Origin of the sequence: Plantibacter flavus (assembly GCF_002024505.1) — a bacterium.
In the GTDB taxonomy this organism is placed as follows: Bacteria; Actinomycetota; Actinomycetes; order Actinomycetales; family Microbacteriaceae; genus Plantibacter; species Plantibacter flavus_A.
Window position 1 is genome coordinate 2,164,098 of sequence record NZ_CP019402.1, and the last position, 15,063, is coordinate 2,179,160.

The 15,063-nt window shown below is 69.2% G+C and carries 15 protein-coding genes and 1 pseudogene; all 16 read left to right on the top strand.

What is annotated here, in order from left to right; translation table 11 throughout:
• Positions 1-63 precede the first annotated feature (63 nt).
• The 16 genes and pseudogenes from aroC to rpoZ all read left to right on the top strand — a co-directional run bounded on the left by aroC (position 64) and on the right by rpoZ (position 14,936).
• The gene (aroC, locus tag BWO91_RS10145) at positions 64-1,278 is read left to right on the top strand and encodes a chorismate synthase (protein WP_064293830.1); all 1,215 of its coding nucleotides are present in this window, start codon (positions 64-66) and stop codon (positions 1,276-1,278) included.
• Positions 1,271-1,789, top strand: a complete 519-nt coding sequence (locus BWO91_RS10150; protein WP_064293831.1) for a shikimate kinase — start codon at positions 1,271-1,273, stop codon at positions 1,787-1,789. Before aroC ends, BWO91_RS10150 begins: the two co-directional genes overlap by 8 nt.
• On the top strand, positions 1,786-2,883 hold the full coding sequence (gene aroB, locus BWO91_RS10155; RefSeq protein ID WP_079002502.1) for a 3-dehydroquinate synthase: 1,098 nt from the start codon (positions 1,786-1,788) through the stop codon (positions 2,881-2,883). Before BWO91_RS10150 ends, aroB begins: the two co-directional genes overlap by 4 nt.
• Before the next feature lie 52 nt (positions 2,884-2,935).
• Entirely contained in the window at positions 2,936-3,379 is a 444-nt protein-coding gene (locus tag BWO91_RS10160; RefSeq protein WP_079002503.1) for a type II 3-dehydroquinate dehydratase, read from the top strand.
• A gap of 116 nt (positions 3,380-3,495) precedes the next feature.
• Positions 3,496-4,059, top strand: coding sequence for an elongation factor P (efp, locus tag BWO91_RS10165; protein WP_056005785.1), 564 nt, complete (start codon positions 3,496-3,498; stop codon positions 4,057-4,059).
• A complete protein-coding gene (gene nusB / locus BWO91_RS10170; RefSeq protein ID WP_064293834.1) occupies positions 4,056-4,472 on the top strand; it encodes a transcription antitermination factor NusB in 417 nt (138 codons plus the stop codon). The genes efp and nusB overlap by 4 nt, the downstream gene beginning before the upstream one ends.
• A gap of 2 nt (positions 4,473-4,474) precedes the next feature.
• Positions 4,475-4,885, top strand: coding sequence for a VOC family protein (locus BWO91_RS10175; RefSeq protein WP_071260157.1), 411 nt, complete (start codon positions 4,475-4,477; stop codon positions 4,883-4,885).
• Between the two features lie 68 nt (positions 4,886-4,953).
• Positions 4,954-5,499: pseudogene (pyrR, locus tag BWO91_RS10180) on the top strand (bifunctional pyr operon transcriptional regulator/uracil phosphoribosyltransferase PyrR); the annotation flags it as partial.
• Positions 5,496-6,455, top strand: a complete 960-nt coding sequence (locus tag BWO91_RS10185; protein WP_071260160.1) for an aspartate carbamoyltransferase catalytic subunit — start codon at positions 5,496-5,498, stop codon at positions 6,453-6,455. The pseudogene pyrR and the gene BWO91_RS10185, both read left to right, overlap by 4 nt.
• Positions 6,448-7,815, top strand: coding sequence for a dihydroorotase (locus tag BWO91_RS10190; RefSeq protein WP_079002504.1), 1,368 nt, complete (start codon positions 6,448-6,450; stop codon positions 7,813-7,815). The genes BWO91_RS10185 and BWO91_RS10190 overlap by 8 nt, the downstream gene beginning before the upstream one ends.
• Positions 7,815-8,402, top strand: a complete 588-nt coding sequence (locus BWO91_RS10195) for a hypothetical protein (RefSeq protein ID WP_079002505.1) — start codon at positions 7,815-7,817, stop codon at positions 8,400-8,402. The genes BWO91_RS10190 and BWO91_RS10195 overlap by 1 nt, the downstream gene beginning before the upstream one ends.
• Positions 8,403-8,404: 2 nt before the next feature.
• Positions 8,405-9,571, top strand: coding sequence for a glutamine-hydrolyzing carbamoyl-phosphate synthase small subunit (gene carA / locus BWO91_RS10200; protein ID WP_079002506.1), 1,167 nt, complete (start codon positions 8,405-8,407; stop codon positions 9,569-9,571).
• Positions 9,571-12,861, top strand: a complete 3,291-nt coding sequence (gene carB, locus BWO91_RS10205; protein ID WP_079002507.1) for a carbamoyl-phosphate synthase large subunit — start codon at positions 9,571-9,573, stop codon at positions 12,859-12,861. The genes carA and carB overlap by 1 nt, the downstream gene beginning before the upstream one ends.
• A complete protein-coding gene (gene pyrF, locus BWO91_RS10210) occupies positions 12,858-13,703 on the top strand; it encodes an orotidine-5'-phosphate decarboxylase (protein ID WP_079002508.1) in 846 nt (281 codons plus the stop codon). The genes carB and pyrF overlap by 4 nt, the downstream gene beginning before the upstream one ends.
• A gap of 28 nt (positions 13,704-13,731) precedes the next feature.
• Complete coding sequence (gmk, locus tag BWO91_RS10215; protein ID WP_064293842.1) at positions 13,732-14,610, top strand: guanylate kinase; 879 nt, start codon at positions 13,732-13,734, stop codon at positions 14,608-14,610.
• Positions 14,611-14,678: 68 nt separating this feature from the next.
• The gene (rpoZ, locus tag BWO91_RS10220; RefSeq protein ID WP_056005756.1) at positions 14,679-14,936 is read left to right on the top strand and encodes a DNA-directed RNA polymerase subunit omega; all 258 of its coding nucleotides are present in this window, start codon (positions 14,679-14,681) and stop codon (positions 14,934-14,936) included.
• Positions 14,937-15,063: the final 127 nt, after the last annotated feature.

Sequence of the window (15,063 nt, forward strand, 5' to 3'; positions counted from 1 at the left end):
CACCCGCCGGGCCGTCGACCGAAGGCGCACGGTCGCGTCCCGGCTCTATGGAAGGATAGGACCATGCTTCGTTGGCTCACTGCCGGAGAGTCTCACGGCCCGGAACTCATCGCCGTCCTCGAGGGACTCCCGTCCGGCGTCCCCATCTCCATGGACGGCGTCCGCGCCGACCTCGCCCGACGGAAGCTCGGCTACGGCCGAGGATCCCGAATGAAGTTCGAGGAGGACGAGCTCAACCTGTCCGGCGGCGTCCGCCACGGCTTCTCCATGGGCAGCCCGATCGCGATCCGCATCGGCAACACCGAGTGGCCGAAGTGGGCCGAGGTCATGAGCCCCGAGCCGACCGAGATCTCCGACAAGTCGCGTGGCCGCAGCGCCGCGCTCACCCGTCCGCGTCCCGGCCACGCCGACCTGACGGGCATGCAGAAGTACGGCTTCGACGAGGCGCGTCCCGTGCTCGAACGCGCCAGCGCACGCGAGACCGCTGCGCGCGTCGCCCTCGGCGCCGTCGCGCGCTCCTTCCTCGGCGAGCTGGGCATCACCCTCGTCAGCCACACGCTGTCGATCGGCCCGGTGCGCGTTCCCGAAGACAGCCCGCTGCCGGTCCCGGCCGACGTCGACGCGCTCGACGCCGATCCGCTGCGCTGCTTCGACAAGGCGACCTCGGAGCGCATGGTCGCCGAGGTCGACGCGGCCAAGAAGGACGGTGACACCCTCGGCGGCATCGTCGAGGTCCTGGCCTACGGACTCCCACCGGGACTCGGCTCCTACGTCCACTGGGACCGCCGACTCGACGCACGCCTCGCGGCAGCGCTCATGGGCATCCAGGCCATCAAGGGTGTGGAGGTCGGCGACGGCTTCCTCACGACGACGCGTCGCGGCTCCGCGGCCCACGACGAGCTCGTCCAGGAGAGCGACGGCATCGCCCGACAGAGCGATCGCGCCGGCGGCACCGAGGGTGGCATGACCACCGGTACCGTCCTCCGCGTGCGCGCCGGCATGAAGCCGATCGCGACCGTCCCGCACTCGCTCCGCACGGTCGACGTCGCGACGAGCGAGGCCGCCACCGCGCACCACCAGCGCTCGGACGTCTGCGCGGTCCCGGCCTCCGGTGTCGTGGCCGAGGCGATGGTGGCCCTGGTCCTCGCCGAAGCGGTGCTGGAGAAGTTCGGTGGCGACTCCGTCCCCGAGACGAAGCGCAACCTCGACGGATACCTGGCAGCGATCCCGTCGAACCTGCGCACGCGAGGCGACCACGCCTCCAGCGCCGATGCCTGAGCAGGCCGCCGATCTCCGACTCCCCGTCGTCCTCATCGGACCGATGGGGTCGGGGAAGAGCCGCGTCGGCAAGCAGCTGGCGAAGCGCCTGGGCCTGCCGTTCGTCGACACCGACAACGTCGTCTCCGGCGAGCACGGAGCGATCGCGCGCATCTTCGAGCGACACGGCGAGGCGCACTTCCGCGCCCTGGAGCGGGCGGCGGTCGCCGCCGCACTCGAGCAGCCGGCGATCGTGTCGCTCGGCGGGGGAGCGGTGCTCGACGAGGACACGCAGCGTCAGCTCGCCGATGCACGCGTCGTGCTGTTGACGGTGACCGAAGAGGCCGTGCTGGCACGAGCCAACCTCGACAAGCGTCCACTCCTCCGTGACGACCCCGGCGCGTGGTCGCGCATCGCCGCCGCCCGGCGTCCCGTGTACGAACGACTCGCGGATGTCACCTTCGACACCTCGCACCGACCCATCTCAGGCATCGTCGACGAGCTCGTCGCCTGGGTGAAGGAGCCTGCATGAGCACCGAACCGACCACCCCGACCGAGCGGACCGTCATCGAGGTGACGGGATCCTCCCCGTACCCCATCACGATCGGGAGAGGGCTGGAGGACGTGCTCGTCGACGCCCTCGGGACCGGCGTGCAGCGGGTCCTCATCGTCCACCCGGCGACGCTGGGCGAGAAGGCGGCCAAACTGCGCGAGACCCTGAGCGACCGGTACCAGGTGCTGCTCGCCGAGGTGCCGGACGCCGAGGCCGGGAAACGGGTCGAGGTCGCCGCGTTCTGCTGGGGAGTCCTCGGGCAGGCAGACTTCACGCGCTCCGACGCGGTCATCGGGTTCGGCGGTGGCGCCGTCACCGACCTTGCAGGCTTCGTCGCCGCCACCTGGCTGCGCGGCGTCCGACTCGTGCAGGTCCCCACGACGGTCCTCGGCATGGTCGACGCGGCCGTGGGCGGCAAGACGGGCATCAACACCGCGGAAGGCAAGAACCTCGTCGGCGCCTTCTACGCCCCGGCAGCCGTCGTCTGCGATCTCGACACGCTCGACACCCTCCCGAAGAACGAGATCCTCGCCGGGTTCGCCGAGGTGGCCAAGGCCGGGTTCATCCGCTACCCGGAGATCCTCGATCTCATCGAGGCCGACGTCGACGCCGCGACCGACCCCGAGACACCCGCCTTCCGCCGCTGCATCGAGCTCGCGATCCGGATGAAGGCCGACGTCGTCAGCGAGGACTTCACCGAGCAGGGCCTCCGCGAGATCCTCAACTACGGGCACACGCTCGGGCACGCCATCGAGCACGCCGAGCGGTATCAGTGGCGACACGGTGCCGCGGTGGCGATCGGCATGATGTACGTCGCCGAGCTCTCCCGCCTCGCCGGCCGGCTGTCGGACGAGGTCGTCGACCGCCACCGTCGCGTCCTGGAGCTCCTCAGCCTGCCGATCGCCTATCCGGTGGGCCGCTGGAACACGCTGCTCGCGACGATGCAGCGCGACAAGAAGACGCGCGGTTCGATGTTGCGGTTCATCGTGCTCGACGACCTCGCCAAGCCGACCGTCCTCCAAGGGCCCGAGACCTCGCTGCTCTTCGCCGCCTACCAGGAGATCGGCTCCTGACCGACGCCGGTGCGCTCCGCGAGCGCTCGTCCCGAACGGATACCCTCGACTCATGACCACCGTACTCGTCCTCAACGGACCGAACCTCGGGCGCCTCGGCAGCCGTGAACCCGACGTCTACGGCTCGGCCGACCTCGTTGCGCTGCGCACCGTGCTCGAGGCCGACGCGGGCGACGGGACGCGGATCGACCTGCGCCAGACGGACGACGAAGGCGAGCTGATCGGCTGGCTCCACGAGGCCGTCGACTCCGGCACGTCCGTGATCCTCAACCCCGCGGCGTTCACCCACTACAGCTACGGGCTCCGTGACGCGGCGGCCATGGTCACGAAGGCTGGCCTCCTGCTCGTCGAGGTGCACCTCTCGAATCCGCACGCCCGCGAGGCCTTCCGTCACACGAGCGTGATCTCCGGTGTCGCGACCGGCGTGATCGCCGGTTTCGGCTTCGACTCGTACCGCCTCGCCCTCGACCTCGTGGTGCGCCGCAGCGCCGAGTGACGTGCGCGGCGCCCTGGTCCACCACGGGTGCATTGGTCACGGGTCCTCGCAGCGGTTACACTCGTTCGTTGGGTCGTATCCGGCCGCACACTTTCCACGAACGGACATTCTCGCGCATGGCTTCTACCGCTGACATCAAGAACGGCATCGTCCTGAACATCGACGGGCAGCTCTGGACGGTGATCGAGTTCCAGCACGTCAAGCCGGGCAAGGGTGGCGCGTTCGTCCGCACCAAGATGAAGAACATCATGACCGGCAAGGTCGTCGACAAGACGTACAACGCCGGCACGAAGATCGACGTCGAGAACGTCGACCGCCGCGACTTCACCTACCTGTACGCGGACGGCGACTCCTTCGTCTTCATGGACAAGAGCGACTACGACCAGATCACCATCCCCGCCGTCGTCGTCGGCGACACCAAGAACTTCCTCCTCGAGAACCAGGACGTCACGGTCGCACTCAACAACGGCAACCCGCTCTACGTCGAGCTCCCCGCGTCGGTCATCCTCGAGGTCACCTACACGGAACCCGGGCTCCAGGGCGACCGCTCGACCGGCGGCACGAAGCCGGCGACCGTCGAGACCGGCTACGAGATCCAGGTCCCGCTCTTCCTCGAGACCGGCACCAAGGTCAAGGTCGACACCCGTACGGGTGACTACCTCGGTCGCGTCAACGAGTGAGCGCTCGCACCAAGGCGCGCAAGCGCGCCCTCGATCTGCTGTACCAGGCCGACGTCCGTCAGCAGACCCTCGCTGAAGTCCTGTCCGCGGAAGCGTCTCGCGCCGTCAGCGAGCCCGACCGCCAGGCCTCGTGGTTGTATGCGCGAGAGATCGTCGACGGCGTCGGTGACCACGCCGAGGAGATCGACGAGCAGATCGAGACGTACGCGCAGGGCTGGACGCTCGCGCGGATGCCCACGGTCGACCGGGCCATCCTCCGGATCGCGATCTGGGAGATCCTGTTCAACGACGAGGTGCCGCACGGCGTCGCCATCGACGAAGCGGTTGAGGCGGCCAAGACCCTGTCGACCGACGACTCGGCCGGCTTCATCAACGGCCTGCTCGGCAAGATCTCGCAGATCAACCCGCGGTGACGATGAGCGACGAGACCGGTGCAGCCCTGCCGCTGAAGCGCGTGCACCATATCGCGATCATCGCCAGCGACTACGAGCGCTCCAAGCGCTTCTACACCTCGGTGCTCGGCTGCGAGCTGCTCACCGAGGTGTACCGGGCCGAGCGCGACTCCTGGATGGGCGACCTCGCCCTGAACGGTGAGTACCTCATCGAGTTGTTCTCCTTCCCTGACCCGCCGGCGCGCGCATCCGGGCCCGAAGCGCTCGGGCTGCGGCACCTCGCCTTCGCCGTCGACGACGTCGACGCCGGCCACGCGCGGCTGGTCGAGCTGGGTGTCCGCGTCGAAGACGTCCGGATCGACCCGCACACCTCGCGCAAGATGCTGTTCTTCTTCGATCCCGACGGCCTCCCGTTGGAGCTCTACGAGGCCTGATCCGACTGCTAGGCTCGGGTGTTGACCAAGACAACCTTTAAGACCGTCCAGAGAGGCGGAGAAGGGAGTCGGCGATGAGCGCACGTACCGTGCTGCACGAAGCTGACATCGCGCGGGCGTTGACTCGGATCTCCCACGAGATCCTCGAGTCCAACCGCGGAGCAGACGACCTCGTGATCCTCGGCATCCCGACGCGCGGGGTCATCCTCGCGAAGCGGATCGCCGCGACGATCTCCTCGATCTCGGGCGCGACCATCGTCTCGGGTGCACTCGACGTCACGATGTACCGCGACGACCTGGCGAAGCACCCGACCCGTGCACCGCAGCCCACGACACTGCCGCCGCAGGGGATCGACGGGCGCACGGTCGTCCTCGTCGACGACGTCCTGTACTCGGGACGCACGATCCGCGCCGCACTCGACGCGTTGACCGACCTGGGCCGCCCGCGCGTCGTGCGGCTCGCCGCGCTCGTCGACCGCGGGCACCGCGAGCTCCCGATCCGGCCCGACTTCGTGGGGAAGAACCTGCCCTCCTCGCAGGCGGAGCGCATCTTCGTCCGGCTCACCGAGTTCGACGGCGACGACTCCGTGACGATCGAGGGGAGCGGCGAATGAGGCACCTGCTGTCGACGAAGACCCTCACCCGCGACGAGGCGATCGAGATCCTCGACGTCGCGGAGGACATGGCCGAGACGCAGTTCCGTGAGGTCCGCAAGCTCCCGACCCTCCGTGGGAAGACGGTCGTCAACCTCTTCTTCGAGGACTCGACCCGCACGCGCATCTCGTTCGAGGCTGCCGCCAAACGGCTGTCCGCAGACGTCATCACCTTCAGCGCGAAGGGGTCGAGCGTCTCGAAGGGCGAGAGCCTCAAGGACACCGCACAGACCCTCGCCGCGATGCACGCCGACGCCGTCGTGATCCGACACTCCGCCTCCGGTGCGCCGCAGACCCTCGCCGACAGCGGGTGGATCGACGCCGGCATCCTGAACGCGGGGGACGGGACGCACGAGCACCCGACGCAGGCCCTCCTGGACGCGTTCACGATGCGCAAGCGCCTCCACGGCGAGCGTTCCCGCGGTCGCGCGCTCGACGGGGTGGCGGTGACGATCGTCGGAGACATCCTGCATTCCCGGGTCGCCCGCTCGAACGTCTGGCTGCTCGACACGCTCGGCGCCGAGGTCACCCTCGTCGCCCCGCCGACACTGCTTCCGGTGGACCTCGGCCCCTGGCCGGCCACCGTCCGCTACGACCTGGACGACGCGATCGCCCAGCGTCCCGACGTGCTGATGATGCTCCGGATCCAGTCCGAACGCATGCACGCCGCCTTTTTCCCGAACAGCCGGGAGTATTCCAGGCGCTGGGGGCTCGACGACGAGCGGCTCGCCCGCCTCGATCCGGCTAGCATTGTCATGCACCCCGGGCCGATGAACCGCGGTCTGGAGATCTCGTCCGGGGCAGCCGACTCACCCCGGTCGACCGTCCTCGAACAGGTCGCCAACGGGGTGTCGGTCCGGATGGCCGCGTTGTACCTGCTGCTGTCCGGCGATCGAGAGGAATCCACCCGTGTCTGAGCCCACTTCGAACCACGACGTCACCCTGATCACCGGAGCGACGCTCGCCGACGGGACACGCACCGACCTCCTTCTACGCGACGGACGGATCGCGGAACGCGGCTCCGGGCTGAGCGCCGTCGGCGCGACCGTCGTCGACGCGGACGGCCTCCTCGCTCTCCCCGGGCTCGTCGACCTCCACACGCATCTCCGGGAACCCGGGTTCGAGCAGAGCGAGACGGTGCTCACCGGTACGCGTGCCGCAGCCGCCGGCGGCTTCACCGCGGTGTTCGCGATGGCCAACACCTCGCCGGTGGCCGACACGGCCGGGGTCGTCGAGCAGGAACAGTCGCTCGGTGAACGCGCCGGGTACGCGACGGTGCAGCCGATCGGTGCCGTGACGGTCGGCCTCGCCGGAGAGCGGCTCGCCGAACTCGGCGCCATGGCCTCCTCACGTGCCGAGGTCCGGGTCTTCTCGGACGACGGTCTCTGCGTGTCCGACCCGCTGCTCATGCGCCGCGCGCTGGAGTACGTGAAGGCCTTCGACGGCGTGATCGCCCAGCACGCGCAGGAACCCCGGCTCACCGTCGGTGCGCAGATGAACGAGGGCGCCCTCTCCGGCGAACTCGGGCTCACCGGGTGGCCGGCGGTCGCCGAGGAGTCGATCATCGCCCGCGACGTCCTCCTCGCCGAGCATGTGGGTTCCCGCCTCCACATCTGCCACGTCTCGACGGCAGGGTCCGTCGACGTCATCCGCTGGGCGAAGGCCCGAGGCATCCACGTCACGGCCGAGGTCACGCCGCACCACCTGCTGCTCACGGAGGAGCTGGTGGCGAGCTACGACGCCCGGTACAAGGTGAACCCGCCCCTGCGACGGGCGGAGGACGTCCAGGCGCTGCGCGAGGCACTCGCGGACGGCACGATCGACATCGTCGCGACGGACCACGCACCGCACCCGGTCGAGGCCAAGGACTGCGAGTGGGACGCCGCCGCGAACGGCATGGTGGGCCTCGAGTCCGCCCTCTCCGTCGTGCATGCGTCGATGGTCGCGACCGGGCTCCTGGACTGGAACGACGTCGCCCGGGTGCTCTCGGCGACGCCGGCGAGGATCGGACGGATCACCGGGCATGGGGCTTCGATCGAGGCCGGAGCTCCGGCGGAGGTCGTGCTCTACGACACCGCCGCCACCCGTCCGTTCGGCACGGCCGACCTTGCCGGCAAGGGCGTGAACTCGCCCTACCTCGGCCTGGAGCTGCCCGGCCGCGTCGTCGCCACCTTCCACCGTGGCTACGCGACCGTCCTGGAGGGCGCCGTGCTCCCGACGGAGCAGGTCGCGGCCGCAGCACGCCGCGCCGCGCGATCCGCGGAGGTCGAGCGCTGATGGACGGGCGGATCCTCGCGGCCGTCCTCGTCGTCCTCGTCCTCCTCGGCATCCTCGCCCTCATGGCCTTCGCCTGGCGACGCCGCGTCGCGCGCGACGCCCAGGTCGGTCCCCTCGCAGAGCTCCCCGACCCGCGGCCGGTCCCGTCACTGACGGTCGAGGTCCTCTACGTCGCGACGTCGAAGCACGACCAGCCGCTCGAACGGCTGGCGTTGCAGGGACTACGCTACCGATCCCGCGTCACGCTCGAACTGGGAGCCGCCGGAGTCGTCGTCGACGTCCCGGGGGAGCGGCCGACGTTCATCCCGGCGACGAGCATCGTCGGCGTCGACCAGACCAACCTCACGATCGACCGGGTCGTCGAGCCGGGCGGGCTCATCCGCCTGAGCTGGCGTCCCGTCCCGCCGGTGATCGCGGACAGCACTTTCCGCGTCCTCGAGCAGGCGGACCGCGCCCGCATCATCGACATCGTCACGAGCATCATCCCCGCCGCGGACGCCGGACTCCGGCCGACCGCCACCTCAGACACCGTCGCCGACGTCACCTCGGCCGACGACTCCACCCCACCGCCTCACGAGAGGGCTTGACCATGACCTCCTTCACCCCACCCAGTCCAGCGGTACTCGTCCTCGAGGACGGCAACCGCTACGTCGGGCACGCCTACGGCGCGACCGGCCGCACGCTCGGCGAGGTCGTCTTCGCCACCGGCATGACCGGCTACCAGGAGACGCTGACCGACCCGTCCTACGCCGGACAGATCGTCCTGATGACCGCGCCCCACATCGGCAACACCGGCGTCAACCGCGAGGACATGGAGTCCGCCCGTGTCTGGGTCGCCGGATACGTGGTGCGCGACGCGTCGCGCGTCGTCTCCAACTTCCGAGCGGACCGCTCGCTCGACGACGAACTCGTCCAGGACGGCGTCGTGGGCATCAGCGGCATCGACACCCGCGCGGTGACGAGGCACATCCGTTCCGCCGGTTCCATGCGCGGCGGCGTGTTCTCCGGTGAGGACTTCGAATTGTCCGGCGCCGAACAGCTCAGTCTCGTCCGCGCCGGCGCGCAGATGGCCGGTCTGAACCTGTCGAGCCAGGTCTCCACGACCGAGCAGTACACCGTGCCGGCGGTGGGGGAACGCGTCGGTTCCGTCGCGGTCCTCGACCTCGGCGTCAAGACGTCGACGCTCAACCACCTCGCCGCTCGCGGCTTCGACGTCGTGGTGCTGCCGCAGTCGGTGACCTCGGCCGAAGTCCTCGCGCTCGAACCGTCCGCCCTGTTCTTCTCCAACGGACCCGGCGACCCGGCTGCGAGCGACGCGCACGTCGCCCTCCTGCAGGACGTGCTCCGCGCGGGCGTCCCGTACTTCGGCATCTGCTTCGGCAACCAGCTGCTCGGCCGCGCGCTCGGCTTCGAGACCTACAAGCTGCCGTTCGGCCACCGCGGGATCAACCAGCCGGTCCTCGACAAGGCGACCGGTCGGGTGGAGATCACCTCGCAGAACCACGGCTTCGCGGTCGACCTGCCGATCGAGGGCCGCCACGAGACGCCCGCCGGGTTCGGCCTCGCGGAGGTCAGCCACTACAGCCTGAACGACGAGGTCGTCGAGGGCATCAACTGCGTCGACATCCCCGCGTTCTCGGTCCAGTACCACCCCGAATCCGCCTCGGGTCCGCACGACGCGGTCTACCTGTTCGACCGGTTCCGCGACCTCGTGACCGGCCACGCCACCACTTCCAGCACCAAGGAGAACAACTAGTGCCCAAGCGCGACGACATCAACAGCGTCCTCGTCATCGGCTCCGGGCCGATCGTCATCGGGCAGGCCGCCGAGTTCGACTACTCGGGCACCCAGGCATGCCGCGTGCTGCGCGAGGAGGGCGTCCGCGTCATCCTCGTCAACTCGAACCCGGCGACCATCATGACCGACCCCGACTTCGCCGACGCGACCTACGTGGAGCCGATCACCTGGCAGGTCATCGAGACGATCATCGCGAAGGAGAAGCCCGACGCGATCCTGCCGACCCTCGGCGGCCAGACGGCGTTGAACGCCGCGATCCAGCTGCACGAGCACGGCATCCTCGAGAAGTACGACGTCGAGCTCATCGGCGCGAACTTCGAGGCGATCAACAAGGGCGAGGACCGCCAGATCTTCAAGCAGCTCGTGCTCGACGCGGGCGCGGACGTGGCCCGCTCGTACATCGCCCACACGGTCGAGGAGGCCGTCGGCTACGCCGAGGACCTCGGCTACCCGCTGGTCGTCCGCCCCTCGTTCACCATGGGCGGTCTCGGCTCAGGCTTCGCGTACACCGAGGCGGAACTGCGCCGGATCGTCGGTGACGGCCTCCACCAGAGCCCGACCACCGAGGTGCTCCTCGAGGAGTCGATCCTCGGCTGGAAGGAGTACGAGCTCGAGCTCATGCGCGACACGGCCGACAACACCGTCGTCGTCTGCTCGATCGAGAACGTCGACCCGGTCGGCGTGCACACCGGCGACTCCATCACGGTGGCTCCCGCCCTGACGCTGACGGACCGCGAGTACCAGAAGCTCCGCGACATCGGCATCGACATCATCCGCGCGGTCGGCGTCGACACCGGCGGCTGCAACATCCAGTTCGCGGTCGACCCGGCCGACGGCCGCATCATCGTCATCGAGATGAACCCGCGCGTCTCTCGCTCGAGTGCCCTCGCCTCGAAGGCGACCGGCTTCCCGATCGCGAAGATCGCGGCGAAGCTGGCCATCGGGTACCGACTCGACGAGATCCCGAACGACATCACGAAGGTCACGCCCGCGAGCTTCGAGCCCACGCTCGACTACGTCGTCGTGAAGGTCCCGCGCTTCGCGTTCGAGAAGTTCCCCGCCGCCGACCCGACGCTCACGACCACCATGAAGTCGGTGGGTGAGGCGATGGCGATCGGACGCAACTACGCCACCGCCCTGCAGAAGGCGCTGCGGTCGCTCGAGAAGCGCGGTTCCAGCTTCCACTGGAGCGATGAGTCCCGCAGCGTCGAAGAGCTGCTCGAGGTCATGAAGACCCCGACCGACGGCCGCATCGTCGTCGTGCAGCAGGCGCTCCGCAAGGGTGCCACCGCCGAGCAGGTCTTCGAGGCCACCAAGATCGACCCGTGGTTCATCGACCAGATCGTCCTCATCAACGACGTCGCCGACTGGATCGCCGCGGCGGACCGCCTCGACACCGAGGTGCTCCGGACCGCGAAGAACCACGGCTTCTCGGACGCGCAGATCGGTCAGCTGCGCGGGTTCGGCGAGCAGGAGGTGCGTGAGGTCCGCCACATCCTGGGTGTCCGCCCGGTCTACAAGACGGTCGACACGTGCGCCGGCGAGTTCCCGGCCCTCACCCCGTACCACTACTCGAGCTACGACACGGAGACCGAGGTGGTCGCGAGCGACCGCCGCAAGGTGGTCATCCTCGGGTCCGGCCCGAACCGCATCGGTCAGGGCATCGAGTTCGACTACTCCTGCGTGCACGCGTCCTTCGCGCTGCAGGCCGCCGGTTTCGAGACGATCATGATCAACTGCAACCCGGAGACCGTCTCGACGGACTACGACACGAGCGACCGGCTCTACTTCGAGCCGCTCACGCTCGAGGACGTCCTCGAGGTCATCCACGCCGAGAGCGAGTCGGGCGAACTCGTCGGTGTCGTCGTCCAGCTCGGCGGCCAGACGGCGCTCGGGCTCGCGAAGGGTCTCGAGGCCGCAGGCGTCCCGATCCTCGGCACCACGCCGACCGCCATCGACCTCGCCGAGGAGCGCGGCCAGTTCCAGGAGATCCTGGACGCCGCCGGCCTCGTCGCACCGAAGAACGGCACCGCGGTGGAGATCGAGGGTGCGCTGCGTGTCGCCGAGGAGATCGGCTACCCGGTCCTCGTCCGCCCGAGCTTCGTGCTCGGCGGACGCGGCATGGAGATCATCTACGACAGCGCATCGCTCACGGACTACTTCGTGCGCATCGAGGACCAGGGCATCGTGGGCCCGGCCCAGCCGCTGCTCGTCGACCACTTCCTCGACGACGCGATCGAGATCGACGTCGACGCCCTGTTCGACGGCGAGGAGCTCTACATCGGCGGCGTCATGGAGCACATCGAGGAGGCCGGTATCCACTCGGGCGACTCGAGCTGCACCCTGCCGCCCGTCTCGCTCGGTCGCGCCGAGATCGACCGCGTGCGGAACGCGACGCTCGCGATCGCCCAGGGGATCGGCGTGCGTGGTCTCCTGAACGTCCAGTTCGCGATCGGCGCCGGCATCCTCTACGTCATCGAGGCGAACCCGCGTGCGTCCCGCACGGTGCCGTTCGTGTCGAAGGCGCTCGGCATCCCGCTGGCCAAGGCCGCTTCGCTCATCATGACCGGCGCGACGGTATCCGAGCTCAAGGACTCGGGGCTCCTGCCCCCGGTCGACGGATCCCGCGTCCCGATCGACTCCCCGGTGTCGGTCAAGGAGGCCGTGCTGCCCTTCAAGCGCTTCCGCACGAAGGACGGCCAGATCGTCGACAGCGTGCTCGGCCCTGAGATGCGCTCCACCGGCGAGGTGATGGGCATCGACAAGGACTTCCCGCGCGCGTTCGCGAAGAGCCAGGAGGCGGCCTACGGCGGCCTGCCATCGAGCGGAACGGTGTTCGTCTCGGTCTCCGACCGCGACAAGCGCTCGATCATCCTGCCGGTGCTGCGCCTCCAGCAGCTCGGGTTCGACATCCTCGCGACCGACGGCACGGCCGAAGTGCTGAACCGGAACGGCATCAGTGCCCGGACGGTGCGCAAGTACAGCGAGACCACGGCTGCGGGCGAGGACGACTCGATCGTCGACCTGATCAACCGCGACGAGGTCGACATGGTCATCAACACCCCGAGTGGCCGGTCGGCTCGCGCGGACGGCTACGAGATCCGCGCGGCCGCCGTCGCGGCCGACAAGCCGCTCTTCACGACGATCGCGCAGCTCACCGCCGCGGTCGGCTCCTTCGAGGCGCTCGGCGGTGGCTTCGAGGTCCGCTCCCTCCAGGAGTACGCACTCGATCGGGCTGCGCGCTCGTGACGGCTTCCTTCGGAACCCGACTGGACGAGGTCTTCGTCCGGTCGGGCCGACTCTGCGTCGGCATCGATCCGCACCGCTTCCTGCTCGAGGCGTGGGGACTGCCCGACACCGCCGCCGGCGCGGGGGCCTTCGGCCTCGCCGTCGTCGAAGCCGCAGCCGGACGCGCCGGTATCGTCAAGCCGCAGGTGGCGTTCTTCGAACGGTTCGGGTCGGCCGGGTACATCGCCCTCGAAGGGGTCCTCGGAGCGGCACGCGACGCCGGGCTCCTCGTGATCGGCGACGCCAAGCGCGGCGAGATCGGGACGAGCATGGAGGGCTATGCCGAGGCGTGGCTGACCCCCGGTTCACCGCTGGAGGTCGACGCCCTCACCGTGAACCCCTATCTCGGCTTCGGCTCACTGCACCCGGCACTCGAGCTCGCCGAGCAGCACGGCAAGGGCGTGTTCGTGCTGACGGCGACCTCGAACCCGGAGGGTCGCGACGTCCAGCTCGCCGAGGACAGCGCCGGCCTCACCGTCGCGGCGTCGATGCTCGACGAGATCGACCACTGGAACGCACGGCACCACCCCGGGTCGACCGGTTCGATCGGTGCGGTCATCGGTGCCACGCTCCGTCTCGAGGAGTTCGGCCTGACGGCGGTACCGCCGACGACCACGCTCCCGATCCTGGCACCCGGTTTCGGCCACCAGGGAGCCGCGGTCGCCGACCTCGGATCCATCTACGGCGACCTCGCGCCGGGCGTCATCGTCGCCGAGTCCCGGAGCATCCTCGCCGCCGGACCCTCGGGGATCGCGGACGCCGTCGAACGTTCCGTCGCAGCCGTGAGGAGCGCCCGTGGTTGACCAGGAGCAGGACCAGCCCAGCAGGAACATGCCGGAGGTCGACCGGGCCGCCGCGTCACGTGAGGCCGTTCGCAAACGTCGCGCCCGCGCGACCGTCAAGGCCTCCATCGCCTCCGGCGCCCGCACCCCGTTGGAGGTGCTCGACGCCGCGACCGCCGATCCGGACGGCATCGAGGGCGGCATCCGCATCACCGAATACCTCCTCAGCATCCCGAGTGTCGGCGTCACCAAACTCGGGCGGATCCTCGAATCGCTCGGTATCTCCTCGGTCAAGCGCCTCGGCGGTCTCGGTCGACTGCAGCGGGATCGCCTCCGCGCCTTCATCGCAGAGCGCTACCCGGGCACGGCGCGCAGCCGACTCGTCGTGCTCGCCGGTCCGACGGCCGTCGGCAAGGGGACGGTCGCCGCGTACATCCGCGACCACTACCCGGAGGTGCACCTCTCCGTCTCGGCCACGACGCGCAAGCCGCGGCCTGGGGAGCAGCACGAGGTGAACTATTACTTCGTGACCGACGACGAGTTCGACGGCCTCATCGAGGGCGACCGCCTGCTCGAGCACGCCACGGTCCACAACGCGTACCGCTACGGCACGCCACGCGAGCCGATCGAACGTGCGCTCGCAGCCGGCGACAGCGCGCTGCTCGAGATCGACATCCAGGGCGCCAGGCAGGTCCGGGAGGCGATGCCGGAGGCGACCCTGGTGTTCCTGCTGCCGCCGAGCTGGGACGAACTGGTCCGTCGACTCGTCGGACGGGGCACCGAGGACGAGGAGGAACGGGAGCGCCGACTGCGTACTGCGAAGGTCGAACTGGCCGCCGCGGACGAGTTCGACCACCGTGTCGTCAACGACGACGTGGCCCGCGCGGCCCAAGAGGTCGTAGACTTGATGAAGATTCACGGGGATTGACGTCCGACGCGCACCCCGCATCGATCCGATCTTCCCCGAACACAACCACACGAGGAGTGTGAACCTGCATGGCTGACAAGCTCAAGGGCATCATCGACCCGCCCATCGACTCCCTGCTCACCAAGGTCGAGTCCAAGTACGCACTCGTGATCTTCGCGTCCAAGCGCGCGCGCCAGATCAACGACTACTACGCCGACCTCCACGAGGGCAGCCTGTTCGACAACGTCGGGCCGCTGGTCGACTCGTCCGTCGAGGACAAGCCGCTCTCGATCGCGATGCACGAGATCAACGAGGACAAGCTCCAGATCAAGCCGATCGCCGAATAACGCTTCACCACGACGAATCCGCCGGGCGCCAGACGACCGGCGGATTCGTCATGTCGGGCCCGTTCCCACCACCGCGACGCCCTGCGTCACAGGCGGACGACGTGTCCGAGGCCTCGACTAGAGTGAT

Bases quoted from the DNA above. Each gene is read 5' to 3' on its own strand.
- BWO91_RS10175 (WP_071260157.1), top strand. From the start codon at position 4,475: ATGAGCGACGAGACCGGTGCAGCCCTGCCGCTGAAGCGCGTGCACCAT.
- BWO91_RS10195 (WP_079002505.1), top strand. From the start codon at position 7,815: ATGGACGGGCGGATCCTCGCGGCCGTCCTCGTCGTCCTCGTCCTCCTC.
- BWO91_RS10160 (WP_079002503.1), top strand. From the start codon at position 2,936: ATGACCACCGTACTCGTCCTCAACGGACCGAACCTCGGGCGCCTCGGC.
- aroB (WP_079002502.1), top strand. From the start codon at position 1,786: ATGAGCACCGAACCGACCACCCCGACCGAGCGGACCGTCATCGAGGTG.
- BWO91_RS10150 (WP_064293831.1), top strand. From the start codon at position 1,271: ATGCCTGAGCAGGCCGCCGATCTCCGACTCCCCGTCGTCCTCATCGGA.
- BWO91_RS10185 (WP_071260160.1), top strand. From the start codon at position 5,496: ATGAGGCACCTGCTGTCGACGAAGACCCTCACCCGCGACGAGGCGATC.
- efp (WP_056005785.1), top strand. From the start codon at position 3,496: ATGGCTTCTACCGCTGACATCAAGAACGGCATCGTCCTGAACATCGAC.
- rpoZ (WP_056005756.1), top strand. From the start codon at position 14,679: ATGGCTGACAAGCTCAAGGGCATCATCGACCCGCCCATCGACTCCCTG.
- gmk (WP_064293842.1), top strand. From the start codon at position 13,732: ATGCCGGAGGTCGACCGGGCCGCCGCGTCACGTGAGGCCGTTCGCAAA.
- aroC (WP_064293830.1), top strand. From the start codon at position 64: ATGCTTCGTTGGCTCACTGCCGGAGAGTCTCACGGCCCGGAACTCATC.
- carA (WP_079002506.1), top strand. From the start codon at position 8,405: ATGACCTCCTTCACCCCACCCAGTCCAGCGGTACTCGTCCTCGAGGAC.